Annotated in this window: 17 protein-coding genes; 12 read left to right on the top strand and 5 right to left on the bottom strand. The window is 68.3% G+C overall.

Annotation, left to right across the window (positions count from 1 at the left end; translation table 11 throughout):
• Positions 1 to 36 precede the first annotated feature (36 nt).
• From L0966_RS12635 to L0966_RS12645, 3 genes are read left to right on the top strand one after another with little or no spacing between them, the layout of a single operon-like run.
• The gene (locus tag L0966_RS12635) at positions 37 to 558 is read left to right on the top strand and encodes a histidine phosphatase family protein (RefSeq protein WP_234052297.1); all 522 of its coding nucleotides are present in this window, start codon (positions 37 to 39) and stop codon (positions 556 to 558) included.
• 4 nt (positions 559 to 562) lie between these two features.
• Positions 563 to 2,023: a YcjX family protein gene (locus L0966_RS12640; RefSeq protein ID WP_234052298.1), complete on the top strand. Its 1,461-nt coding sequence runs from the start codon at positions 563 to 565 to the stop codon at positions 2,021 to 2,023.
• Between the two features lie 52 nt (positions 2,024 to 2,075).
• The gene (locus L0966_RS12645) at positions 2,076 to 3,116 is read left to right on the top strand and encodes a YcjF family protein (protein ID WP_234052299.1); all 1,041 of its coding nucleotides are present in this window, start codon (positions 2,076 to 2,078) and stop codon (positions 3,114 to 3,116) included.
• 1,020 nt (positions 3,117 to 4,136) lie between these two features.
• Here the strand turns inward: L0966_RS12645 and L0966_RS12650 are convergent.
• Positions 4,137 to 4,727, bottom strand: a complete 591-nt coding sequence (locus L0966_RS12650) for a hypothetical protein (protein WP_234052300.1) — start codon at positions 4,725 to 4,727, stop codon at positions 4,137 to 4,139.
• Positions 4,728 to 5,063: 336 nt separating this feature from the next.
• Complete coding sequence (gene phaC, locus L0966_RS12655; RefSeq protein ID WP_234052301.1) at positions 5,064 to 6,962, bottom strand: class I poly(R)-hydroxyalkanoic acid synthase; 1,899 nt, start codon at positions 6,960 to 6,962, stop codon at positions 5,064 to 5,066.
• Between the two features lie 325 nt (positions 6,963 to 7,287).
• Between phaC and L0966_RS12660 the strand changes: the two genes are divergently transcribed.
• The 6 genes from L0966_RS12660 to L0966_RS12685 all read left to right on the top strand — a co-directional run bounded on the left by L0966_RS12660 (position 7,288) and on the right by L0966_RS12685 (position 14,253).
• Positions 7,288 to 7,659 (top strand): hypothetical protein, encoded by a 372-nt coding sequence (locus L0966_RS12660; RefSeq protein ID WP_234052302.1) that lies wholly within the window; start codon positions 7,288 to 7,290, stop codon positions 7,657 to 7,659.
• A 140-nt stretch (positions 7,660 to 7,799) separates the two neighbouring features.
• Positions 7,800 to 9,020: an LL-diaminopimelate aminotransferase gene (locus tag L0966_RS12665; RefSeq protein ID WP_234052303.1), complete on the top strand. Its 1,221-nt coding sequence runs from the start codon at positions 7,800 to 7,802 to the stop codon at positions 9,018 to 9,020.
• Between the two features lie 82 nt (positions 9,021 to 9,102).
• The gene (locus L0966_RS12670) at positions 9,103 to 10,407 is read left to right on the top strand and encodes a homoserine dehydrogenase (RefSeq protein WP_234052304.1); all 1,305 of its coding nucleotides are present in this window, start codon (positions 9,103 to 9,105) and stop codon (positions 10,405 to 10,407) included.
• An 18-nt stretch (positions 10,408 to 10,425) separates the two neighbouring features.
• Positions 10,426 to 11,439, top strand: coding sequence for a class II fructose-bisphosphatase (gene glpX / locus L0966_RS12675; protein ID WP_234052305.1), 1,014 nt, complete (start codon positions 10,426 to 10,428; stop codon positions 11,437 to 11,439).
• A 120-nt stretch (positions 11,440 to 11,559) separates the two neighbouring features.
• On the top strand, positions 11,560 to 12,612 hold the full coding sequence (argC, locus tag L0966_RS12680) for an N-acetyl-gamma-glutamyl-phosphate reductase (RefSeq protein ID WP_234052306.1): 1,053 nt from the start codon (positions 11,560 to 11,562) through the stop codon (positions 12,610 to 12,612).
• Between the two features lie 249 nt (positions 12,613 to 12,861).
• The gene (locus L0966_RS12685; RefSeq protein WP_234052307.1) at positions 12,862 to 14,253 is read left to right on the top strand and encodes a GntP family permease; all 1,392 of its coding nucleotides are present in this window, start codon (positions 12,862 to 12,864) and stop codon (positions 14,251 to 14,253) included.
• A gap of 55 nt (positions 14,254 to 14,308) precedes the next feature.
• On the opposite strand, the gene L0966_RS12690 is transcribed toward L0966_RS12685, so the two are convergent.
• The 3 genes from L0966_RS12690 to L0966_RS12700 form a co-directional block, all read right to left on the bottom strand.
• The gene (locus tag L0966_RS12690; protein WP_234052308.1) at positions 14,309 to 14,995 is read right to left on the bottom strand and encodes a YoaK family protein; all 687 of its coding nucleotides are present in this window, start codon (positions 14,993 to 14,995) and stop codon (positions 14,309 to 14,311) included.
• A 563-nt stretch (positions 14,996 to 15,558) separates the two neighbouring features.
• Positions 15,559 to 17,379, bottom strand: a complete 1,821-nt coding sequence (gene recJ / locus L0966_RS12695) for a single-stranded-DNA-specific exonuclease RecJ (RefSeq protein WP_234052309.1) — start codon at positions 17,377 to 17,379, stop codon at positions 15,559 to 15,561.
• A gap of 56 nt (positions 17,380 to 17,435) precedes the next feature.
• Positions 17,436 to 18,686 carry a DUF4010 domain-containing protein gene (locus L0966_RS12700; protein WP_234052310.1) on the bottom strand — a complete coding sequence of 417 codons (1,251 nt, stop codon included), beginning with the start codon at positions 18,684 to 18,686 and terminating at the stop codon, positions 17,436 to 17,438.
• Positions 18,687 to 19,020: 334 nt separating this feature from the next.
• Between L0966_RS12700 and parE the strand changes: the two genes are divergently transcribed.
• The 3 genes from parE to L0966_RS12715 all read left to right on the top strand — a co-directional run bounded on the left by parE (position 19,021) and on the right by L0966_RS12715 (position 23,787).
• On the top strand, positions 19,021 to 21,060 hold the full coding sequence (gene parE, locus L0966_RS12705; RefSeq protein ID WP_234052311.1) for a DNA topoisomerase IV subunit B: 2,040 nt from the start codon (positions 19,021 to 19,023) through the stop codon (positions 21,058 to 21,060).
• Positions 21,061 to 21,269: 209 nt separating this feature from the next.
• Positions 21,270 to 22,700, top strand: coding sequence for a DEAD/DEAH box helicase (locus L0966_RS12710; protein WP_234052312.1), 1,431 nt, complete (start codon positions 21,270 to 21,272; stop codon positions 22,698 to 22,700).
• A 118-nt stretch (positions 22,701 to 22,818) separates the two neighbouring features.
• Entirely contained in the window at positions 22,819 to 23,787 is a 969-nt protein-coding gene (locus L0966_RS12715) for an alpha/beta hydrolase (RefSeq protein WP_234052313.1), read from the top strand.
• Positions 23,788 to 23,969: the final 182 nt, after the last annotated feature.

The raw sequence follows: 23,969 nt of genomic DNA on the forward strand, positions 1-23,969 counted from the left end.
CATAAGGGGCCCAGTCCAAAAGTCGCTGGTCGTCACATGCGCCGTCTCATCCTGCTGCGTCACGCGAAGTCCGACTGGCCCGACGGGGTCGCCGACCAGGAGCGCCCGCTGGCGGCGCGCGGCCGCAGCGCCGCGCCGCGCATGGGCCTCTACATGTCGCAGCAAGGCCTGGTCGCGGACCGGGTCCTCATTTCCCCCGCCCGACGCACCCGCGAAACCTGGGAGCTGGTGAGCGCGCAGATGCCGCCGGTGCCCACGGTGGCGAGCGAGCCGCGCATCTATGATGCCAGCGCCACCCGCCTGCTGGCCCTGGTGCGCGAGCAGCCCCGGCAGATCCACACCCTCATGCTGATCGGGCACAATCCCGGCCTCGAGGATCTGGCCGCCACCCTGGTGGCCAACGGCGCTTCGCCAGACATCGAGAAGCTGCGGGAGAAATTCCCCACCGGCGCCCTGGCTGTCATCGACCTGCCAGTGGATGACTGGGACGCCACCGCCCCCGGCAGCGGCCGGCTCGACCGCTTCATCATCCCCCGCGACATGTCGGGAGGCGCCTGACCCGATGCTGGGCCTCACCCGCGCCATCGAGGACGCACGCATCGCGCTCGCGACCCTGGCCGACCGGGTGGAGGGCCTCGCGCACCCCACGCTGCGCCTGGGCGTCACCGGCCTCTCGCGCTCGGGCAAGACCATCTTCACCACCGCTTTGGTCCACGCTTTGATGCATGGCGGGCGGCTGCCGGTGTTCGAGGCGCTGCAATCGGGCCGCATCGCCCGCGCCGCGCTGGAGCCGCAGCCCGACGATGCAGTGCCGCGCTTTGCCTACGAAGCCCACCTGTCCACCCTCTCCACGGATCGCGCCTGGCCCGCCTCGACCACGCGGGTGAGCGAGCTGCGCCTTGCGCTGCGCTATGCGCCGCCGCGCGGGGGGGAGCGCACTTTGACCCTGGATCTGGTGGACTATCCCGGCGAGTGGCTGCTGGACCTGCCGCTGCTCGACATGACCTATGCCGACTTCGCGCGCCAGAGCCTCGATCTGGCCCGCGCGCCCGCCCGTGCCAGCGTGGCCGGCCCCTTCCTGGCGGCGGTGGAAGCCAGCCGCGCCGATGCGGTGGCCGACGAGGCGCAGGCGCGTGAGCTGGCAGCGCGTTTCACAGCCTACCTTGCCGCCTGCCGCACTGAAAAGCTGGCCATGAGCCTTTTGCCCCCCGGCCGCTTCCTCATGCCCGGCGACCTTGAGGGCTCGCCGGCCCTCACCTTCGCGCCCGTGGACCCGCCGGCCCTCGGCACCATGGCCACCGGCTCCCTGGGCGCCATGATGGAGCGGCGCTTCGAGGCCTATAAGAACGCGGTGGTGCGGCCATTCTTCCGCAACCACTTCGCGCGGCTCGACCGGCAGATCGTGCTGGTGGACGCTCTTTCGGCGCTGAATGCCGGCCCGGCGGCGCTCGCGGACCTTGAGCGTGCGCTCGATGGAATCCTGGCGGCCTTCCGCACCGGCCGCAACAGCCTTGTCAGTGCCCTATTCCGGCCGCGCATCGAAAAGGTGCTGTTCGCCGCCACCAAGGCGGACCATCTCCACCATTCCAGCCACGACCGGCTGGAAGCCATCCTCTCGCGGCTCGTGGAGCGCGCGCGGGAGCGGGCGCACGAGCACGGCGCGGCCCTCGACGTGGTGGCCCTAGCCGCCATCCGCGCCACCCGCGAAGCCCGCGTGCGGCGCGATGGCGACGAGCTGGACGCCATTGTCGGCACCCCGGAGAAGGGGCAGGAGGTGGCGGGCCACGTGTTCGATGGCGAGGAAGAGGTGGCGGTTTTCCCCGGCGACCTGCCGGAAAACCCGGACACCCTCTTCGACCCCGCCGGCACCGGCTTTCGCGGACTCGCCTCCGCCCAAGTGGATGAGGCCGACTTCCGCTTCCTGAAGTTCCGCCCGCCGGCCGGCATTGGCGGCGGCGGCCCCATTCCCCATATTCGCCTGGACCGGGCGCTCGAATTCCTGCTGGGGGACCGACTGGCGTGACGGCCGGGAGCCGCGCCCCTTTCGCGACGCGCCGAGCCCAGAGGGAGAGGAAATGACCGACGAGAGCGCGAGCCCGCAACGTCCCCAGCGCAGGCCGCAGGTCTTCAAGCTCGACGACAATGCCACCCGCATCACCCTAGCCGCGCCCGAGCCGGAACCGGACAACGGCGCCACGGAGGGCCTGCCCGAGCCGGCGCGTGGCCCCGCCCGCCGCGCCTCCCGTTTCGGTATGAGCCTTGGCGGGCTGTTCTGGACCGCAGCCGGCGGCGTCGCGAGTCTCGCCCTCTATGCGGGCTTGAGCCGGCTGGTCAGCGATCTTTATGCGCAGTCGCCGGTGCTGGGCTATGTGGCCCTGGCCCTCGCGGTGGCGCTGGTGGCGGCGGGCACGGTCATCCTCGCGCGTGAAGGCATCGGCCTCGCGCGGCTGGCCCATCTCGACCGGGTGCGCGAGAAGGCGGCCGACGCGTTGGCCCGCGACGATCGGGCCCAGGCCGAAAGCGTCGCCCGTGACATGCTCCGCGTGACGGCCGGGCAGCCCACCCTGGCGCGCGCGCGAAACGAGCTGGAAGGCCATCTCGGCGGCATCATCGATGGTGCCGACCTGGTGCGCCTCACCGAGCGCACGCTTCTGCCCGCCCTCGACGCCCGCGCCCGGCAGATGGTGTCGGAGGCAGCCAAGAACGTCTCCGTGGTCACCGCCGTTTCGCCCCGCGCGCTGGTGGATCTCGCCTTCGTGCTGTTCACCGCGGTCTCGCTCATGCGGCGGCTGGCGCAGCTCTATGGCGGGCGGCCCGGAGCGCTGGGCATGGTGCGGCTGGTGCGCCACGTGCTCGGCCATCTCGCCATCACCGGCGGCATGGCGGCCGGGGACACGCTGGTTCAGCAGATCATTGGGCAAGGCTTGGCGGCGCGGCTCTCGGCCAAGCTGGGCGAAGGCGTGGTGAATGGACTGCTCACGGCGCGGCTGGGTCTTGCCGCCATCGCCGTCACACGCCCCCTGCCCTTCACCGCCCTGCCGGCCCCCCGCCTTGCAGACGTCGCCACGGGCCTGCTGCGCAAGGCGGAAGAGGAAGAACGCAAGGCCCAAGGGTAACCGCGCGGCTTTGCCTTGCCCGCGCCCCCCTCACGGACCTTGTCACAGATCAGCCAGTCGAAGCAGCAAGAGGGAAAGACCCCGGCGAGGCCGCCGCTCGCCGGCACCGCCGTTCCACACGCCGCCGGTCGGCGTCCCGCCAACGCCACGCCTTTGCGAAAGTGACTAAAGGCCGCTGCGCTGGGCGGGAGGCGAAGACCGCAAGACCCCAGTACATGGCGATGATGCCCCTTGCCGGCGCCGCCAGCCCGCGCCCGTCCCTTCAGCACCCTGCCGGCATCACGCCTTGCCGATGTGACCGCCGGCCTGCGGCGCAAAGCAAAAGAGGAGGGCACCAGGGTTGAATGCGACGCGGCGGCACCAGCATTGCCAATGCACGCCCGGGTGCTTCGCCGTCCCCTGTCGCGCGGAGCTGGCGACGAGCCGGATGCTTCAGGCGGAAGGCGAAGAATGCAAAGCTCGGGCACCGGCGCGAGGCCGGGGGCTTGCCATCACTGCCGTCAGCGCTCCTGCCGCCCGGCGCGCTGTCGACGCCCCGCCGCGCGAGGCAGGGGGAAGAGCGTTGAGCCCAGGGGAACGGCAGGACTGAAGCTTGCCGCCATCTCCGACACGCCGCGGCCCTTGGCCCACCGGACACTGCCACGAACCTCGACAGAGGCCGCAGCGCGAGACCAAAGGCCAGGTACCACGCTCAGGCATAACGACGCGGCCGGGGCCTACCGGCAGCGCCACTCCGCCTCGCACCGGCCCTCCGTCGTCATTTGGCGTGCGCGCCGAATACACTGCCACGCCCTGCAGATGCGGAAGCGTGAGGCCCCAGGGACGCTCCCTCCGGCGCCTTCGATGGCCGCAAAGCTGCGGGCGGGTTCGGCCGCTTGGAAACCAGCGGCCACGGATGCCATGGCGTGTGAGTTGGCGTCCTCATCGCGCGCGAGCCGGTGTCGCCTTCACTCGCAGCAGCTCGGCGGCCGTGCTCAAGCCAACGACGGCTCGCGGCGCACCCATCGGGCGGGGGGGCCATCAGCCCGGCAGCAGATGCGCCGGCAGCGCGTCGAGCCGGTAGCGCAGGGGGCGGTTGCGCACCAGCGTCTCCAGGGTGGGCCAGGCCACCACGACGGATAGCAGGCCGATGATTCCCGCCGTGCTCCATTGCCCCTGAAAGGCCGCGAAGCCGACCACCACCAGCAGGCCGACCGCCGCCACCAGCCCCAGCCCCACCATCAGCCCCCAGCGCAGAGGGCCATATCCGCCCCGGCACTCCACCGGAACCTTCGCCGCCTCGAGCGCCCCATGGAGCGCCCGCACGAAGCGGGTGTAATCGGGCCCCTGGTCCCGCACCGCCGTCAGCGAGGTCCGCGAGGCGGAAGCCGCCACCAGCCGCGAGCCCTCGCGCCCCAGAATCTCCAGCTCGAACGTGGCGCTGGCGAATTTGGCCGGCTGGAAGCGCAGGTTCAGCCGCGCGATATCCGCGAGCCGCAGCCGCCCCTCGCGCGGGCCAACCAGCCATTGCAGAGTATCATCCGCCAGCGTCAGCTGAACCCCAGCGCCACCGAGGCGGGGATGATAGGAATAGGTGGTGGGTTCGGACGACCCGCCGCACACATCACTCATGGCTTACTCACGCCCCTCCCTGTGCCGCCTGTTTCCGCGAATGGCGCCGTGAGCGCAAGGGCGGACCGAGGAAGATCCAGCCTGCCGCGCCGTTGCGCGACACCTCGGGCCAGGCGCTCCGGCGGGCAGCATGTCTTTCCGCGCGCCGCGCTGCCCCAGGGCGTGGCCAGGGCGACGGTTTGCGCGGTTCGCCTGCAATGGGAACCGCCCCGTTCGCAGCCGAATACCCCAGCGCAAGCCTGCTCTTTCGCGAAGGTCCAGGGGTTCCCGGAAACAAAAGCGCCGCGCCCCCGAGGGGAGCGCGGCGCGCGGGCTCGAAAGACGACGGGCCAGAGATCAGGAGCGTTCCTTCACATAGCGGCCCGGCGCGTCCTCGATGGCGGTGAGGCGGCCACCGCCGACCTCGCGGGCGGGAACCTCGTCCGGGTGCCAGGACGAGAACCAGTTCAGCCAATCCGGCCACCAGGAACCCTTATGCTCCTGCGCGCCCTCCATCCACAGGTCGAAATCGGGGCCGATGGGGCCGTCGGACCAGTATTGGTACTTGTTCTTCACCGGCGGGTTTACCACGCCGGCAATATGGCCCGAGCCCGCCAGCACATAGCGCACCGGACCGGACAGCAGGTTGGCCCCCACATAGACCGACTTCGGCGGCGCGATGTGGTCTTCGCGCGTCGCCAGCGAGTAGACCGGGATCGTCACCTTGTGCATGTCCAGCTTCACGCCCGCGAGCTCGGCCTTGCCCTTGGCGATGTTGTTGGAGAGGTAGCAGTTGCGCAGATAATAGGAATGGTTCGCCGCCGGCATGCGGGTGGAATCCGCATTCCAGTAGAGCAGATCGAACGGAAACGGCGCCTTGCCCTTCATGTAGTTGTTCACCACATAGGGCCAGATGAGGTCATTGGAGCGCAGCATGTTGAAGGCGGAGGCCATCTTGCTGCCCTCCAGGTAGCCCATCTGCTTCATCTTGCGTTCCATGACCGCAAGCTGATCCTCATCCACGAAAACCTTGAGATCGCCCGCATGGGTGAAGTCGATCTGGGTGGTCAGGAAGGTGGTGGAGGCGATGCGGTCGTCGCCCGTCTCGGCCATATAAGCGAGCGTGCAGGCCAGCAGCGTGCCGCCCACACAATAGCCCACGGTGTGCACACGCCGCTCGCCCGAGGCGATGGCGACCGTGTCCAGCGCGGCCATGATGCCGTCGCGCATGTAATCGTCGAAGCCCTTGGCCACGAGGCGGGCATCGGGATTGACCCAGGAGATGGTGAAGACCGTAACGCCGTGGTCCACCAGCCACTTGATGAGCGACTTCTCGGGATTGAGATCGAGAATGTAGAACTTGTTGATCCAGGGCGGCACGATCAGCACCGGCGTTTTCTTCACGCTGGCCGTCGTGGGCGAATACTGGATGAGCTGCATCAGCTCGTTTTCGAAGATCACCTTGCCGGGGGTGAGCGCCAGATTGCGCCCCACCTCGAAGGCGGTCATGTCGGTCTGGCGGATCTTCAAGGTGCCGCCACCCTCGTTGAGATCCTCCGCCAGGTTGCGCATGCCCTTCACCAGGTTTTCGCCGGAGGAGGACAGGGTTTCGCGGATCAGCTCGGGATTGGTCAGCACGAAGTTCGATGGCGAGACCGCGTTGGAGATCTGCTTGACCAGGAACTCGGCCTTGTGGCGCACATGGGGGTCGAGGCCCTCGGCCTCGTTCACCATGTCGTTGGCCCAGTTGGATGTCACGAGATAGGCCTGCTTCAGGGCGTCGAAAATGGGGCTCTCGCGCCAACCCTCGTCCTTGAAGCGCGCATCCTTGGGGTCGGGAGCCGCCACCGGCTGGGGCTCCTCGCCCGCCAGCTTCTTCATGGTGTTGGCCCACACCGACAGGTAGCCACCCATCAGGCGCGTCTGCGCCTCCACCACCCGCTGGGGATCGGCCATCCAATACTCGGCCACGTGGCCCACGGTCTTCAGCGCGTCGGCGATGTCGTCGGCGAGATCATCGGCGCGGCCGGCCTCGCGCGGGGCGAGATAGGCCGCCACCGCCTTGCCGCTCTCCTCCACCAGCTGGGCAAGGTTGTGGGCGAAGACCTCCACATTGAGGCTCTTCTCCCCCTCGCTCGCGGGGGCGGCGGGCTTCGCCGGCGGGGCCGCGGGCGCAACCTCCACCGGCGGCGCGGACGAGGCCGCGCCGGGAGCCGGCTCAGAAGGCGGTGCGGACGGGGCGGCTGAACTGGTCATGTCACGCTCCATGGGGCTGCATCCCTGAATTGCAACCATTGCGGGAGAGACGTGGAGGCCGGAACCCGGAGGCTCCGTTACGGCAATCGAATCCGCGCGCGCGCCTGTGGAAGGAGGCTCGCGGACCGGCGATATCTTGATTCTTGGTGTTCCCTCGCCTGCGGACATTCCTCCATCCCCTTATTGCGCTCCGCTTTTTTAGCGGACTTCGGTGTCGCGTGTTTCGCGTTTTGGATTTTTGCGCATATTAGCGGACGAACGGACCCGGATCGAGCCTCGCGGGACTACGGAGGCCAGCAACAACCCCAGGGATTCGCGTGCATTCATGTCCATGATGCGTCCCCGCAAGCGGACCTGCCCATCCCTTCGCTCCCCCGTGCGGCCGGCTTTCGGCCTTCTGGCGCGGAGCGCCTTCGCGGCGTCCATGCTGGCGGCGGCCGCCGGGCTGAGCGCCTGCTCCGGCGACTCGACGCTGACATTGCCTGTTCCGCCCCATCCGGACGTACCGGAAGTTGCCCATGATTCCTACCCCACCATCGGCGCCACGCCCCACACCGGAAGACCGGCCCTGAACGAGGCCCAGAGGGCCCGCCTGCAGGGCGACCTGGAGCGTGCCTCCAAGACCAACTCAGCCAAGGCGCAGGCCGCCGCGCAGGCGTCCACGCCCGCAGCCGAGCCCCAGCCCGCCACCAACTGACCCGACCCGATTTGACCCGACACGCGCATCTTCGCCCCGAAACCATCGCAATCATTGCTTCTTGATTTCGCGAAGAGTGCTAAAACACCCGTCCGCCGCGCCGGGAGACACATGCTGCGCGGCACCCTGGAGCCAATGAGATGACCACCGATTTCCACCGCATTCGCCGGCTGCCGCCCTACGTGTTCGAGCAAGTGAACCGTGTGAAGGCCGCCGCTCGCAATGCCGGGGTGGATATCATCGACCTCGGCATGGGCAATCCGGACCTCGAAGCGCCGGCGCACGTGATCGAGAAGCTCAAGGAAACCATCGGCAAGCCGCGCACCGATCGCTACTCTGCCTCCAAGGGCATTCCCGGGCTGCGCAAGGCGCAGGCCGCCTATTACGAGCGCCGGTTCGGCGTGAAGCTCAATCCCGATACCCAGGTGGTCGCCACGCTGGGCTCGAAGGAAGGCTTCGCCAACATGGCGCAGGCCATCACCGCGCCGGGCGACGTGATTCTCACGCCGAATCCCTCCTACCCCATTCACGCCTTCGGCTTCCTGATGGCGGGCGGCGTCATCCGCTCCGTGCCGGTGGAGCCGGGGCCGGAATTCTTCCACGCCATGGAACGGGCGGTGAAGCACTCCATCCCTAAGCCCATCGCCGTGGTGCTGTGCTATCCCTCCAACCCCACGGCGTGCGTGGCGGATCTGGAATTCTACAAGGACGTGGTGGCCTTCGCGAAGAAGAACGAGCTGATCGTTCTCTCCGACCTCGCCTATGCCGAGCTGTATTATGACGGCAACCCGCCTCCCTCCGTGCTGCAGGTGCCGGGCGCCATGGACGTGACGGTGGAGTTCACCTCCATGTCCAAGACCTATTCCATGGCCGGCTGGCGCATGGGCTTCGCGGTGGGCAATGAACGGCTCATCTCCGCGCTGTCGCGGGTGAAGTCCTATCTGGACTATGGCGCGTACACGCCGATCCAGGTGGCCGCCACCGCCGCCCTCAACGGCCCGCAGGAGTGCGTGGCCGAAATGCGCGAGACCTATAAGAAGCGCCGGGATGCGCTGGTGGATGCGTTCGGCCGGGCGGGCTTCCCCGTCCCCTCGCCGAAGGCCTCCATGTTCGCGTGGGCGCCCATTCCCGAACCGTTCCGGGCAATGGGCTCGGTGGAATTCGCCAAGCTGCTGATCGAGAAGGCGGAAGTGGCGGTAGCGCCGGGCGTGGGCTTCGGTGAGCACGGCGACGACTATGTGCGCATCGCGGTGGTGGAGAATGAGCAGCGCATCCGCCAGGCGGCGCGCAACATCCGCCGCTTCTTCGACCAGGCCGGCCACACCCTGCACAATGTGGTCCCGCTGAGCGCCGCGCTCTGAAAGAGCCCCCGCAGCCACTTATCCAGACATCACGCCCGCCTCGCGCGGGCGTCCTGTTCCCAGGAAAGAACCGGTCCGATCCATGAGCGATTTGAAAGTGGGCCTCGCCGGCCTTGGCACCGTCGGGGCCGCCGTCATCCGCATGCTCGAACGGCGCGCGGGTGACCTTTTCGCGCGCACCGGCCGCGGCATCAAGGTGGTGGCCGTCGCCGCGCGCGACCGGACCAAGGATCGCGGCGTCGATCTCTCCGGCGTGCGCTGGTACGAGGACCCGGTAGAACTGGCCCGCGATCCGGACATCGACGTGTTCGTGGAGCTCATGGGCGGGTCGGACGATCCGGCCAAGGCTGCGGTGATCGCGGCGCTGGAGTGCGGCCGTCCGGTGGTGACTGCCAACAAGGCCCTGCTCGCCAAATGGGGCGCCGACCTCGCCCGCATCGCGGAAGCCTCCGGCGCCAGCCTGCATTTCGAGGCGGCGGTGGCGGGCGGCATCCCGATCGTGAAAACCCTGCGCGAATCGCTCGCGGGCAATGTGGTGGAGCGGGTTTCCGGCATCCTCAACGGCACCTGCAACTACATGCTCACCCGCATGGCCGACGAGAAGATCTCGTTCCAGGACTGCCTGGCCGAGGCCCAGCGCCTGGGCTATGCGGAGGCCGACCCCACCTTCGACATTGACGGCTTCGACACCGCCCACAAGCTGGCCATCCTCACCTCGCTGGCCTTCGGCACCCAGGTGGACGCCGACGCCATCTATGTGGAGGGCATCCGCCAGCTTACGCTGGAGGACCTCGAGGCCGCCGACGACCTCGGCTACAAGGTGAAGCTGCTGGGTGTCGCCCTGCGCACAGAGACCGGCATCGAGCAGCGCGTGCATCCCACCATGGTCCCCAAGCACTGGCCCATCGCCCAAGTTTCCGGTGTCACCAACGCGGTGGCGGTGGACGCGGACGCGGTGAGCCTGACCCTGGTGGGCCCCGGCGCCGGCGGCGATGCCACCGCCTCGGCGGTGGTGGGCGATCTGGCCGATGTGGCCCGCGGCGTGGCCGGCTTCGTGTTCGGCATGCCGGTGGCGACCCTGATGAAGCCCGAGCGGGCGCCCATGCAGCGCCATGAAGGCGGCTATTACATCCGCCTCTCGGTGGTGAACAAGCCGGGCACCGCCGCCACCATCGCGCGCCGCATGGCCGACGAGGGCATTTCGCTCGAATCGATCGTGCAGCGCCGTCCTGAAGGACAGCAGGGTGAGGCCGCGCAGGGGACGGCGCGCGTCATCCTGATCACCTACGCAACGTCGGAAGAAGCCGTGCGGCGCGCCATCGCCGCCATCGAGGCGGATGGGGTGGTGAACGCACTGCCGCAAGTGATCCGCATCGAGAAGGATTGAGGCCAGAAGGACAACACCATGTGCGCCGCCCCCCTGCACGAGAGAATGCCTCAAGTCCTCGATCGCCGTCTGGCCCTCGACCTTGCCCAGATCACCGAGCGCTGCGCCGTCGCCGCCGCGCGCCTGCGTGGCCGCGGTGACGAACAGGAAGCCGACCTGGCGGCCATGGCGGCCTGCTGGCGCGAGCTGCAGACCGTTCCCGTCAACGGCACCGTCGTCATCGGCGAGGGCGCGAAGGGAGAGGTCGAGCACCTGTTCGTGGGTGAGACCTTCGGTGCTGGCGGCGAGGGCGACAACGCCACCGTGGACCTCGCGGTGGATGCGCTGGAAGGCTCCACCCTGTGCGCCAAGAACATGGAGGGCTCCATCTCGGTGCTCGCCATCGCGGAAGCGGATTCGCTGCTGAAGGTGCCGCCCGTCTATATGGAGAAGCTGGCCATCGGCCCCGGCTATCCCGACGGCATCGTCTCCCTCTCCCGCCCGCCCGAGGAGAATGTGCAGGCCCTGGCCGAGGCGAAGGGCGTGCCCACCTCGGAAATCACCGCGCTCATCCTCGACCGCCCCCGCCATGCGCCCCTCATCGAAGCGGTGCGCAAGACCGGCGCGGCCATCAAGCTCATCACCGACGGTGACGTCGCCGGCATCATCCACACCACCAATCCCGAGGAAAGCGGGGTGGATATCTATCTCGGCCTCGGAGGCGCGGCGGAAGGCGTGCTGGCGGCGGCGGCGCTGCGCTGCATCGGCGGCCAGATGCAGGGCCGGCTCGTGCTGGACACAGAGAGGAAGCGCGAGCAGGCCAAGGCGCTGGGCATCCGCGACGGCTCCAAGATCTATCACCTCGAGGAAATGGTGCGGGGCGATTGCCTCGTCTCCGCCACCGGCGTCACCGACGGCGCGCTCCTCAAGGGCGTGCGCTTCGACCGCGAGGTGATCGAGACCGACACCATCGTGCTGCGGGCCGCCACTGGCACCGTGCGCCGCATCACCACCGAGCATCGCGACTTCCGCAAGTTCCGCTTCGCGGAGTAGAAGCGAGCCCCGATACCGCCGGCCGGCGGGTGTCTTTTCCCTGATACGGGATGGGTGTAGAGACCGTCGCCGCACGAAAGCCGCCCCTACCGGGGCGCGCGGCGATGTCAGGAGAGGAAGATGGCGGACGCAAAGGCAAGGATCGCGGTTCTCGGTGCCTCTGGCTACACCGGTTCCGAGCTGGTGCGCCTGCTGCTGCGCCATCCGCGTGTGGAGATCGTCGCCCTGACCGCCGACCGCAAGGCCGGCCTGTCCATGGCCGACGTGTTCCCGCAGTTCGCGCCCTTCCCGCTGCCCAAGCTGGTCACCATTGATGCGGTGGACTTCAGCGCGGTGGATCTCGTCTTCTGCGCCCTGCCCCACGGCACGACGCAGGAAGTCATCAAGAAGGTGCTCGAAAGCTCCTCCACGGTGAAGGTGGTGGACCTGTCCGCCGACTTCCGCCTGAAGGACCCGGGCGCCTACGAGCAGTGGTACGGCCACCCCCACAGCGCCCTCGACCTGCAGCAGGAGGCGGTGTTCGGCCTCGTGGAGATCTATCGCGACGACATCCGCAAGGCGCGGCTGGTGGCCAATCCGGGCTGCCACACCACCACGTCGATCCTGCCGGTGGTGCCGCTCTTGGAAGCCGGCGCCATCGACCCCGAATCCATCGTGATCGATTCCAAGACCGGCATGTCCGGCGCCGGCCGCTCGGCCAAGGAAGCCATGCTGTTCTCCGAGGTGTCGGAGGGCATCCACGCCTATTCCGTGGGCTCACACCGGCACATGGCCGAGCTGGACCAGGAATATTCCAAGGCCGCCGGGCGGCAGGTGGTCCCCATGTTCGTGCCGGTGCTGGCACCCATGAACCGGGGCATCTACGCCACCATCTACGTGCGCACCACGGGCGCCACCGCCGAGGACCTGCACAAGCTCATCTCGGCCTATTACAAGGGCGAGACCTTCGTGCACGTGCTGCCCTTCGGCGCGGTACCACAGTCCCGCCACGTGCGCGGCTCCAACATGGTGTTCATCGGCGTGGTGGCCGACCGGGTGAGCGGGCGCGCTATCATCCTTTCCACCCTGGACAACCTGGTGAAGGGCGCCTCCGGCCAGGCGGTGCAGAACATGAACCTCGTTCTGGGCTTCCCCGAAGCCATGGGGCTGGAGCAGATTGCCCTCATGCCGTGAGTCTTCTCACGCATCTCTGACCTTACGACAACCGCCCGCGGCCATGCCGGGGCGGTTGTTTCGTCTTCAGCAGGCAATCCCAAGGGGCTCTTGCCGTGCGGAATCATTACCAAATCGTAAATATCCCGGTGGATATCCACCCAAAGCGAGTCGCTGCCCGATTTATGGCAGGGTAGCTTCCCCATGCTGGTGCATGCACTGGCATAGAGGTTCGACGTTCCCTCCATTCTTTTGCTGGATCCAACGCCGATGAGCTTCATCATCTGCCTTGCGGCGCTCTTCTTCCTGATGTTCGTGGCCTATCGCGGCTTCAGCGTCATCCTGTTTGCCCCGGTCGCCGCCATTGGCGCGGTGCTCCTGACGGACCCTGGTGCGGTTCCGGTCATCTTTTCCGGCCTGTTCATGGAAAAGATGGTGGGCTTCATCAAGCTCTACTTCCCCGTGTTCCTGCTCGGCGCCGTGTTCGGCAAGCTCATCGAGCTGTCGGGCTTCTCGCGGTCCATCGTGTCCGCCATCGTGAAGCTGCTGGGCCCCTCCCGCGCCATCCTGTCCATCGTGCTGGTGGGCGCGCTGCTCACCTATGGCGGCGTGTCGCTGTTCGTGGTGGTGTTCGCGGTCTATCCGTTCGGCGCGGAGATGTTCCGCCAGGTGGGCATTCCGAAGCGGCTCCTGCCGGCGGTGGTGGCGCTGGGCGCCTTCTCCTTCACCATGGATACGCTGCCGGGTACCCCGCAGATCCAGAACATCATCCCCACCACCTTCTTCAAGACCACCGCCTATGCGGCGCCGATCCTCGGCTTCGTGGGCACGGCCTTCATTTTGGTGGTCGGCCTCTCCTATCTGGAGTTCCGCCGCAAGCAGGCCCAGAAGAAGGGTGAGGGCTACGGCACCGGCCACATCAACGAAGTGGTGGTGGACGAGAGCGTGCCGCTGGTGTCCCCCTGGCTGGCGCTGCTGCCGCTGGTGGTGGTGGGCATCGCCAACCTGGTGTTCGCGCGCCTCATCCCCACCTGGTATGAGGCCACCGCCTCCGTCACCCTTACCGAGGGTGGCCATGCGGTGAGCGTGTCGACCGCCAGCTGGGCCGCCATCTGGTCGGTGCAGGCGGCATTGCTGCTGGGCATCGTCACGGTTCTGCTGTTCGCCTTCAAGCCCATCGCCGGCAAGTTCGCGGGCGGCTCGAAGGATGCCGTGGGCGGCGCGCTGCTCGCCAGCCTGAACACCGCCACGGAGTACGGCTTCGGCGCGGTCATCGCGGCGCTGCCGGGCTTCCTGGTCATCAAGAACGCGCTGTCCGCCATCCCGAACCCTCTCGTCAACGAGGCGATCACGGTCACCACCCTGGCCGGCATCACGGGTTCGGCCTCGGGCGGCCTGTCCATCGCGCTGGCGGCCATGTCGGAGCAGTTCATTGCCCAGGCCCATGCCTATGGCATTCCGCTGGAAGTGATGAGCCGCGTGGCCTCCATGGCCTCCGGCGGCATGGACACCCTGCCCCATAACGGAGCGGTCATCACCCTTCTGGCGGTGACGGGCCTCACCCACCGCCAGTCCTATGGCGACATCTTCGCCATCACCATCATCAAGACGCTGGCGGTGTTCTTCGTCATCGGCTTCTACTGGTTCACCGGCCTCTACTGAGCCTGCCGACCCCCCAAAAGGACCCCGCGCGCCACCCGGCCCGCGGGGTTTTTCTTTATCCGGCCGCCGCTTTCTCCCGATCCGCCGGCAGGCAAAAGATCTCCGCCACCGCCACCAAGGGCGGCACCAGCATGCACCACATGCCCACCATCAAATAAAGGAAGGCCGCGAGCCCGCACCCGCCCACGAAGCCGAGGAAATTGGCGCCGAACCGCCGCAGCCGCTCGCGGTGCACATGCCGCTCGGCGCCGGGATGGGGCCAGAGCAGATTGGAGCCGTCTACCAGCAGCTGGGTGACGGTGCCGGTGACCATGGTGGAGGGTGGCAGATCCTTCAGATGGGTGCGATGCAAAGCGTTCTGCACCGCCATGGCACTCACCAGAGTCATGCCCGTCATGAGGGCGCTCGGCGCACTGGGATCGGGAAACGGCCCGATCACGATGGCTACCAGGGCCGCATGGGCGAGCAGCACCAGCTTGCCCGCCATCAGAATGCGGAAATCGCTCTGCCCCCGCACGGCCATGGCCCGGCCCAGCAGATGCGCCGCCACCACGACGATGGCGAAGACCGGCATGGCGATGACCTTGCCCACCTCCGGCGCATGCCCCTGCGCCAGCGCCGCCGAGAAGGTGACGATATTGCCCGTGACATGGGCCGTGAACAGGCCACCCAGGGCGACGAAACCGGCCGTATCCACGAAGCCGGCATTGAAACACAACAGGATCGGCAACCACCGGCTCACGCTGGCATCCCCCGGGAATCGCATCACGGCGCATGATGCACGGCCGGCACGGGATACAAGCGACGATCTTTGGTGCCATCCCGCCGGAGGAGCCGGCAGCCGACCTCGGCCACGTCCTTGATCCATAACGAAACGCGTGCTTCGCCCGGTCAGGCCTCTGGCTCCAGGGAACAGGCCGCATGCAGCGGCCACCAGCAGAGCCCACCGCCGCCCTTCAGCCCTGCTCCGGGATGTCCGTGATGCGCAGGGAGACGCGGGTCTCGCCCTGCCAGGTCTCCGGCTCCAGGGAACCGACCACATGCAGTCCCGCCCGCGTGCCGCCAGCACGGCTCGGCGCAACAGCAGATTTTGGGATCATCCCGGAGGGCGGCGGACGCCCTGTGGCCCAGCTCCGGGACGTCATAGATATGCAGGGAAACGTGCGGCTCGCCCTGCCACAGGTTGCCGGTCTTTGGAGCGAGCGATATTAAAGTAGCGCCTGCCTGTCCCCCCCCCCCAGCAGAGCCCAGCCCAACGGCAGCTTTCGGCGCCATCCCGGCGCGTGGCAGGCCGGCAGCCGCCCTTCAGGCCACTTCCGCCACGTCCTTGATGCGCAGGGAGACGCGAGTCTCGCCCTGCCAGGTCTCCGGCTCCAGGGAACCGGCCACATGCAGCGGCCGCCCGCGGGCCGCCAGCAGGGCCCGGCCCAGCGGTTCGTCCGCCACGCGGAAGGCGATCGCCTTCAGGCTCGACCCATCGCCGGACATCAGCCGCGCCCGCACATGGCCGGCGCCGAAGCTCTCCACATAGGAGAGCTTATGGTTGGGAAAGGCGAACACCGGCTCCGGATTGCCAGCGCCGAACGGGCCGGCGCGGGCGACAGTTTCGGCCAACGCCGGCGTCGCCGCTGCGGCGGTCAGGGCACCGTCCACGGTCAGGGCCCCCTCGGCCCGCGAGCGCTCCACATCGGCACCGAGCCGCTCTTCCAGATGGGCGCGCAGATCGCCGAGCCGAGCGCGCTCCACCGTCAGGCCGGCTGCCATGGCGTGGCCGCCGCCCTTCACGAGAAGCCCCTTCTCCACCGCCTCGCGGACGGCGCGGCCGAGATCCACCCCGGGCACGGAGCGGCCCGAGCCGGTGCCGGTGGCGCCATTGAGGGCGATGGCGAAAGCGGGGCGCTGGAAACGCTCCTTCAGGCGCGAGGCGACGAGGCCCACCACGCCGGGGTGCCAGCCCTCCCCGCTCACCACCACCACGGGGCCCTCGTCGTGAAGGCCGAGGGCCGCCTGCGCTTCCGCCTCGGCGGCGGCGACGATGGCGCGCTCCACCTCCTGGCGCTCGCTATTCAGGCGGTTCAGCTCGGTGGCGATGGTCTTCGCCTCCATGGGATCCTGGGTGAGCAGCAGCCGCGCGCCAAGCGCCGCATCGCCGATGCGCCCGCCCGCATTGATGCGCGGGCCAAGGATGAAGCCGAGATGATAGGGCCGCGGCGGCCCATCCAGCCGCGCCACGTCCATCAGCGCGGTGAGGCCCAGCCGGCCACGTCGGCGCAGGGCGATAAGGCCCTTGGTGACAAACGCCCGGTTGAGGCCGGTGAGGGGCACCACGTCCGCCACCGTGGCCAGGGCCACGAGGTCCAGCGCCTCCAGCAGATCCGGCGCCGGCCGGTCGGTCCCGAAATGCCCGGCCTGCCGCAGCGCCCGCACCAGCCCCACGGCGGTGATGAAGGTGAGCCCCGCAGCGCACACATGGCCGAGACCGGAAAGGTCGTCCTCCCGGTTCGGATTCACGATGGCCTGGGCGGGCGGCAGCGCCTCGCTCGCCTGGTGATGGTCGATCACCACCACGTCCATGCCCAACCGGCGGGCGGCGGCCAGCGGCTCGATGGAGGTGGTGCCGCAATCCACCGTCACCAGCAGCTTCACGCCCTCGGCGGCCAGGGCCTCGATGGCCGGCACATTGGGGCCGTAGCCTTCATAGATGCGATCAGGAATATGAAAGAGCGGGTCGAGCCCCGCCTGCCGCAGCAGCCCCACCAGCAGCGCCGTGGAGCATGCGCCATCCACGTCATAGTCCCCGAACACCGCCACCTTCTCGCCGCGGGTGACGGCATAAGCGAGCCGCGCCACCGCGGGGGCCATGTCGGTGAGGGTATCGGGATCAGGCAGAAGGGTGCGCAAAGCGGGATCGAGATAGGTCTCGACGTCCTCCAGGGCGACGCCCCGCCCGGCGAGCACGCGGGCGAGCAGGTCGCTCACACCGTAGCGCTGGGCCATGGCGAGGGCCGTCTGTGCGCCGCGCACATCCAGCCGCTCCCGCCAGGCGCGGCCGGTGGCGGATTGGGAGACGTTGAGGAAGGGTCGATTCGTCAGGGCGATATTCACCGGCTCATGAAGCCAGAGCATCAGGGCGTCGTCGAGGCTTCAGGGCGCAAGCCCTCCATGCGCGAGCTCGGCAGCGCTCAGAACAGCCGCAGCGCCAGCAGCACCACAAGCGCGGCGAGCGCGGCGATGAGGGTGGCGACCGCGAAGCGCACCGTGAACGCCCGCGTGCCCCCGGCGGCCGCGAACAGCACGCGACCCACGCCATTCATGCCCAGGGCGATGAGGATGCACAGGGCCGCCCCTTCCATGGAAAGGCCATTGCCGGCGAGCCGCGTCGCGTTCAGGGACGGCACATCCACGTCCACGAGGCCAGCCACCGCGCTCACCAGATAGAGGCTGTCCGGCCCCACCGCCTTCAGCAGGAACCCGCTCAGCAGCGACACGGTGCCGAACAGGGCCGCGAACGCCGCCAGCGGGCCAATATCGATGGGATTGCCGAGATTGGCCTCGCCCCGCGCACCGGCGCCCCGCCGCATCATCACCGCCCCTGGAATGCCGAAGCCGGCGGCCGCCGCCAGGGCCGGCGGGCCCAGATGCAGCAGCAGTTCGGGGCGCACCACGGCGCAGATGACCAGCACACGCAGCACCGAGACCATGGCCGCCAGCGCCGCGCCTCCCGCCAGCAGACCCGAGGGCTCACCCGCCGTGGAGCGCCGCGCGAAGGCGATGGCAACCGCTGTGGATGACACCATGGCGCCGCCCACGGCGGAAAAGAGAATGCCCTTCTCGGGCCCCGCCACCTTCACCGCCACATAGCCCGCAAAGGAGATGGTGGCCGTGAGCACCATGAACAGCCAGATTTGGCGCGGGTTCAGGCTGTGGAAGGGGTCGATGGTGTGATCCGGCAGCAGCGGCAGCACGATGACGGTCATCACCAGCAGCAGCAGCGCGGAGCGCAGCTCGGGCCATGTCAGGCGCCGCACCAGGCGGTGCAGCCCCTCCCGCTCCGCCAGCAAGGCGGTGACGGCAATGGCGCCGGCGGCGGCCACCTCCGTATCGTCCACCACCGCGAGCGCGCCCAGCGCGAATACAAGGATGGCGGCGACGATGCCCGTGATGCTGTAATCGTTATCGCGCAGCATCTCGCGATATTTGAAGACCGCGAACAGCGTGCTGGCCGCGAGGCCCGCCACGATCAGCAGCGCCGGGCTCTCCAGCGCCTGGGACAAGGCCGCGCTGACGCCGCCGAGCAGGCCCACAAGCGCATAGGTGCGGATGCCGGCGGTGCGGCTGCCCTCCTCCTCCTTGCGCTCGCGCCACCCACGCTCGACCCCCACCAAGAGGCCGATGGCAAGGGAGACGGCGAGATGGAAAATCAGGTGGTCCATGGTGTCCGGCCCATTCGCGCGGCGACTCCGCCCGGCGCGATCCTAGAGAGTTTTCCGGCGAAGTGGACACCGGTTCACATGAAGAAAACGCGACAGCCCAATAAGCTAGGCCACGCCCACGCCCCGGGAACCGGGAAACGAGCCGGCCGCCTGCCCTGGCGCGGAAGGTCCGCCTCTCCGCCCTCATCGCACGCTGTTTCGCAGATGTGGCGGAGGCGGACATGTTGCCATTCTGTTCCCCTTCCGCTCCAGCTCTGGCAAGATGGGCCAATCCTGGCCGCGGGCCGCGCACGATTCGCGTGCGCGCTCGCTTATGCTCTGCTATCGACCATCCATGTCCGATACCGATGATCTCTTCGGCTCCGCCGGCCGTCCGCGCTCCTCGTCCAAGGCTTCCGGCCGGACGAAGGCCACCACCGTCCCCACCATGGCTTCCGACTACACCGCCGCCCACATCGAGGTGCTGGAGGGTCTGGAACCGGTGCGCCGGCGGCCGGGCATGTATATCGGCGGCACAGATTCCAAGGCGCTGCACCATCTGTTCGCCGAGGTGGTGGACAATTCCATGGACGAGGCGGTGGCCGGCCACGCCTCCTTCATCGAAGTGCAGCTCGCCACCGACGGCTACCTGACCGTGATCGACAACGGGCGCGGTATTCCGGTGGAGGACCACCCCAAGTTTCCCGGCAAGTCGGCGCTGGAGGTCATCATGACCACCCTGCATGCCGGCGGAAAGTTCGACAGCAAGGTCTACGAGACCTCCGGCGGCCTGCACGGCGTGGGCGTGTCGGTGGTGAACGCGCTCTCCGACCACCTCGAGGTGGAGGTGGCGCGCGACCAGACCCTTTATCGCCAGCGCTTCTCCAAGGGCGTGGCCGAAGGGCCGGTGGAGAAGGTCGGGCGCATCACCAACCGGCGCGGCACCAAGGTGCGCTTTCACCCTGACCCGGAAATCTTCGGCCCCGGCGCGCATTTTGATCCCGGCCGGGTGTTCCGCATGGCGCGCTCCAAGGCCTATCTGTTCGGCGGCGTGGAAATCCGCTGGTCGTGTGATCCGGAGCTGCTGAAGGGCGTCGATGGCGTTCCGGAAAAGACGGTGTTCCGCTTCCCCGGCGGCCTGCGCGACTACCTCGCCTCCGACCTTGAAGGCCAGACCCTGGTGCATCCGGACATCTTCTCCGGGCGCATCCAGAAGCCCGGCGGCCACGGTTCGGTGGAATGGGCGGTGGCCTGGGTGGCGGACGGCGACGGCTCCATCGCATCTTACTGTAATACCATCCCCACGCCGGACGGCGGCACCCATGAGAATGGCCTGCGCGCGGTGCTGCTCAAGGGCCTGAAGGACCATGCCGAGCGCTCCGGCCAGGGCAAGCGCGGCTCGGTCATCACCGGCGACGATGTGAGCACGGGCTGCGTCGCCATGCTCTCGGTGTTCGTGCGCGAGCCCGAATTCCAGGGCCAGACCAAGGACCGGCTTGCCACGACGGAAGCCGCCCGCATCGTGGAAAGCGCGCTGCGCGACCCCTTCGACCACTGGCTGGCGGCCAATCCGAACCAGGCGAGCCGGCTGCTCGAGCACGTCATCGACCGGGCAGAGGAACGCCTGCGCCGCAAGCAGGAGCGGGAGATTTCCCGCAAGACCGCGGTGCGCAAGCTGCGCCTGCCCGGCAAGCTGGCCGACTGCTCCAACACCGAGGCAGCGGGTTCCGAACTGTTCATCGTGGAGGGCGATTCGGCCGGCGGCTCCGCCAAGCAGGCGCGCGACCGCAAGACGCAGGCAGTGCTGCCCCTGCGCGGCAAGATCCTGAACGTGGCCAGCGCCGGCCGCGACAAGCTGGCCCAGAACCAGCAGATTTCGGACCTCACCCAGGCGCTGGGCTGCGGCACAACATCAACTTACCGTGATACCGACCTGCGCTATGAGAAGGTCATCATCATGACGGACGCAGACGTGGACGGGGCGCATATCGCCTCCCTTCTCGTCACCTATTTCTTCCGGCAGATGCCGAAATTGATCGAAGGCGGCCATCTTTATCTTGCGGTGCCGCCGCTCTACCGCATCACCCAGGGCGCCAAGACCCTTTATGCGCGCGACGATGCCCACAAGGAAAAGCTGCTGAAGAAGGAGTTTACCGGCAAGGGCAAGGTGGAGGTGGGCCGCTTCAAGGGCCTGGGCGAAATGATGCCGGCCCAGCTCAAGGAAACCACCATGGACCCCAAGACGCGCACGCTCCAGCGCGTCAGGATCGAGGACGCCGAGCGCGCCGCCACCGTCGACATCGTGGAACGGCTGATGGGCAACAAGCCGGAGGCCCGCTTCACCTTCATTTCCGAGCACGCCGCCTTCGCCGACGAGGACCTGCTCGACATTTGAGGGCGCCGACGCGCCGCGCCACGCCCGCCGCCACGCCTCACGCAAACGTAAGGCAGACGTATACATTGACATGTCGGCGGTTTTACATATGTTGCTGATCGTCGTCCGAGTTATGTCGAATCCAAGCGCGCCGACCGACGACCACTCGTCTGAGCCCGTACGGCACGGGACGTTCGATCAGCGGCGCGCCGCCGCATCCAAAAGATGCAATGTCATTTTCCGAACTCGGCCTGAGCGAGAAGGTTCTCGCGGCTGTCGCCGACACGGGCTACACAAAGCCCACACCCATTCAGGCCCAGGCCATTCCCGAGGTTCTGGCGCGCCGAGATGTGCTCGGTATTGCGCAGACGGGCACCGGCAAGACTGCGGCCTTCACCCTTCCCATGCTGACGCTCCTCGAACAGGGCCGCGCTCGGGCACGCATGCCCCGCACCCTGATCCTCGAGCCGACGCGAGAGCTTGCCGCACAGGTCGAAGAGAACTTCACCCGCTACGGCAAGAACCACAAGCTGAACGTGGCGCTGCTCATCGGCGGCGTTTCGTTCGGCGACCAGGACTCCAAGCTCCTGCGCGGCGTTGACGTGCTCATCGCCACCCCCGGCCGCCTGCTCGATCATGTGGAGCGCGGCCGGCTCCTGCTCTCCGGCATCGAGGTGCTCGTCATCGACGAGGCCGACCGCATGCTGGACATGGGCTTCATCCCGGACATCGAGCGCATCTGCAAGCTCGTGCCCTTCACCCGCCAGACCCTGTTCTTCTCGGCCACCATGCCGCCGGAGATCCAGCGGCTGGTCGACCAGTTCCTGTCGAGCCCGGTGCGCATCGAGGTGGCCAAGCCCTCCTCCACCGCCTCCACGGTGACACAGCTCCTGGTCGCCTCCGGCAAGGAGGATTGGGAGAAGCGCGACGTGCTGCGCGGCCTCATCCGCGGCAGCGAAAACCTGCAGAACGGCATCATCTTCTGCAATCGCAAGCGCGATGTGGCGGTGCTGCATCGCTCGCTGCAGAAGCACGGCTTCAATGCCGTGGCACTGCACGGCGACATGGACCAGCACGCCCGCATCAAGGCCCTCGACTCCTTCCGCAACGGCGAAGCCACCTTGCTGGTGGCATCCGACGTGGCGGCGCGCGGCCTGGATATTCCCGCGGTGGGCCACGTCTTCAATTATGACGTGCCCCACCATGCCGAAGATTATGTCCACCGCATCGGCCGTACCGGCCGCGCCGGGCGCTCCGGCGTCGCCTATACGCTGGTGACCCACTCGGACGCCAAGTCGCTGGCCGCCATCGAGAAGCTCATCGGCAATTCCATTCCCTGGCAGGGCGAGCCCCTGGGCGAAGCCCCGCCGCGGGAAAAGCGGGAGAGCCGCGAGCGTGAGGACGGCCGCCTGCGTGGCAAGCGCAAGGTGGAAAAGGAAGGCCGCAGCTCTCCCCGTCGCGAACGCGAGAGGGAGCCGCGGGCGGACAAGGAACCGCGCGTCGAGGAGCAGCCTCGCGCCGAGCGTCCGCGCCGGCCCCAGCGTGAAGAGGCCACCGAGGCCCGCCCGCCGCGCCGCGAACGCGCGCCGGCGAACGAACCGGCGGACATGTCCCACCTGCCCGCCTTCCTCCTGCGCCCGGTGCGCGTGAAGGCGAGCTGAACGCACTCCGCCCCGCCGTGCTCCCTCGGGCCATGGCGGGGTTTTCCATTCCGGCCCCGCCGCACCTCACGACCTGCCCCGGGCACACATCGGGACTGGCGGCGACAGGAGGAGCGCCATGGGGCAACAGCTTTTCCGCGCCTTCGCCGTAGCGCTGCTGCTCGGCCTGTCGCTCCTCTCCCCTGCCCGCGCCGAGATGACGTTCACAGAACGCGAACTGGCCAACGGCCCATTGCGCGGCACACTCACCCTGCCCTCGCAGGGCGAGGTCACGGCCGCCGCCCTGGTCCTCTCGGGGTCGGGCCCTGTCGATCGTGACGGCAACCTTCCCCACGCCCGCAATGACAGCCTGAAGGCCCTGGCCCGGGGGCTTGCGGCCCATGGCATCGCCACCTTGCGGGTCGACAAGCGCGGCATTGGCGCCAGCGCCAGCGGCGTGACGCGGGAAGACGAGCTGCGCTTTGCAACCTATGTGTCCGATGCCCAGTCCTGGCTGGCGATCCTGAAGGCGCTGCAATGGCCGGCGGGCCATGCGCCTCCGCTCTTCCTCATCGGCCACAGCGAGGGCGCCCTGGTGGCCACCCTCGCGGCCCAGGGCACGTCGGTGGCGGGCCTGGTGCTGATCGCCGGGGCCGGAGAGCCGGCCGGTGCCCTGCTCGAACGACAGCTCGCCGCAGCGGAACTGCCGCAGGCGCTCCACGCCCAGTCCCACCGCATCTTGGAAAGCCTGCTCCGCCAGTCGCCGGTGGCGGATGTGCCGCCGGAGCTGTTCACGCTCTATCGGCCCAGCGTGCAGGGCTATCTCATGTCCTGGCTGCCGCTTGACCCGGCGGCGGAGCTTGCGAAGGTCAGCGCGCCGGTGCTTGTGGTTCAAGGCACCACCGACCTCCAGGTTTCACCCGAGGACGCCGATCGCCTCACGGCAGCCCGGCCGGGCGCGCGACAGGCGCGGATCGAAGGTATGAACCATGTGCTGAAGCTTGCCCCGCCCGACCGTGGCGCAAACCTCGCCACCTATGCGATGCCCGATCTGCCGCTGGCCCCCGGCCTCATCCCCGCCATCGTGACGTTCATGGGCGCACCCTAAGGCGCGCACGGCGCCCAGTGAGCCGCCGCCGGGCCGCGCTTCCACGGCACGCTCTCCGCTCACGCCAACGCCCCGTATGCCAGCTGCCTCCAGCGGATGGCCTGTGTTCGGGCCTCGGCTGGCCATCTACACATCCGGCTCGCCTAGGCGCACGGCTCCGCCCCCGCTGCGCGGCCTTGTTC

It is taken from the genome of Xanthobacter sp. NM-59 (assembly GCF_021401125.1).
In the GTDB taxonomy this organism is placed as follows: Bacteria; Pseudomonadota; Alphaproteobacteria; order Rhizobiales; family Xanthobacteraceae; genus Xanthobacter.

Excerpts from the sequence above, each read along its gene's own strand:
- L0966_RS12660 (WP_234052302.1), top strand. The coding sequence starts at position 7,288 with ATGTCCATGATGCGTCCCCGCAAGCGGACCTGCCCATCCCTTCGCTCC.
- argC (WP_234052306.1), top strand. The coding sequence starts at position 11,560 with ATGGCGGACGCAAAGGCAAGGATCGCGGTTCTCGGTGCCTCTGGCTAC.
- L0966_RS12645 (WP_234052299.1), top strand. The coding sequence starts at position 2,076 with ATGACCGACGAGAGCGCGAGCCCGCAACGTCCCCAGCGCAGGCCGCAG.
- L0966_RS12635 (WP_234052297.1), top strand. The coding sequence starts at position 37 with ATGCGCCGTCTCATCCTGCTGCGTCACGCGAAGTCCGACTGGCCCGAC.
- L0966_RS12715 (WP_234052313.1), top strand. The coding sequence starts at position 22,819 with ATGGGGCAACAGCTTTTCCGCGCCTTCGCCGTAGCGCTGCTGCTCGGC.
- L0966_RS12670 (WP_234052304.1), top strand. The coding sequence starts at position 9,103 with ATGAGCGATTTGAAAGTGGGCCTCGCCGGCCTTGGCACCGTCGGGGCC.
- recJ (WP_234052309.1), bottom strand. The coding sequence starts at position 17,379 with ATGCTCTGGCTTCATGAGCCGGTGAATATCGCCCTGACGAATCGACCC.
- L0966_RS12665 (WP_234052303.1), top strand. The coding sequence starts at position 7,800 with ATGACCACCGATTTCCACCGCATTCGCCGGCTGCCGCCCTACGTGTTC.
- L0966_RS12650 (WP_234052300.1), bottom strand. The coding sequence starts at position 4,727 with ATGAGTGATGTGTGCGGCGGGTCGTCCGAACCCACCACCTATTCCTAT.
- L0966_RS12700 (WP_234052310.1), bottom strand. The coding sequence starts at position 18,686 with ATGGACCACCTGATTTTCCATCTCGCCGTCTCCCTTGCCATCGGCCTC.
- L0966_RS12640 (WP_234052298.1), top strand. The coding sequence starts at position 563 with ATGCTGGGCCTCACCCGCGCCATCGAGGACGCACGCATCGCGCTCGCG.
- glpX (WP_234052305.1), top strand. The coding sequence starts at position 10,426 with ATGTGCGCCGCCCCCCTGCACGAGAGAATGCCTCAAGTCCTCGATCGC.
- phaC (WP_234052301.1), bottom strand. The coding sequence starts at position 6,962 with ATGACCAGTTCAGCCGCCCCGTCCGCACCGCCTTCTGAGCCGGCTCCC.
- L0966_RS12710 (WP_234052312.1), top strand. The coding sequence starts at position 21,270 with ATGTCATTTTCCGAACTCGGCCTGAGCGAGAAGGTTCTCGCGGCTGTC.
- parE (WP_234052311.1), top strand. The coding sequence starts at position 19,021 with ATGTCCGATACCGATGATCTCTTCGGCTCCGCCGGCCGTCCGCGCTCC.
- L0966_RS12685 (WP_234052307.1), top strand. The coding sequence starts at position 12,862 with ATGAGCTTCATCATCTGCCTTGCGGCGCTCTTCTTCCTGATGTTCGTG.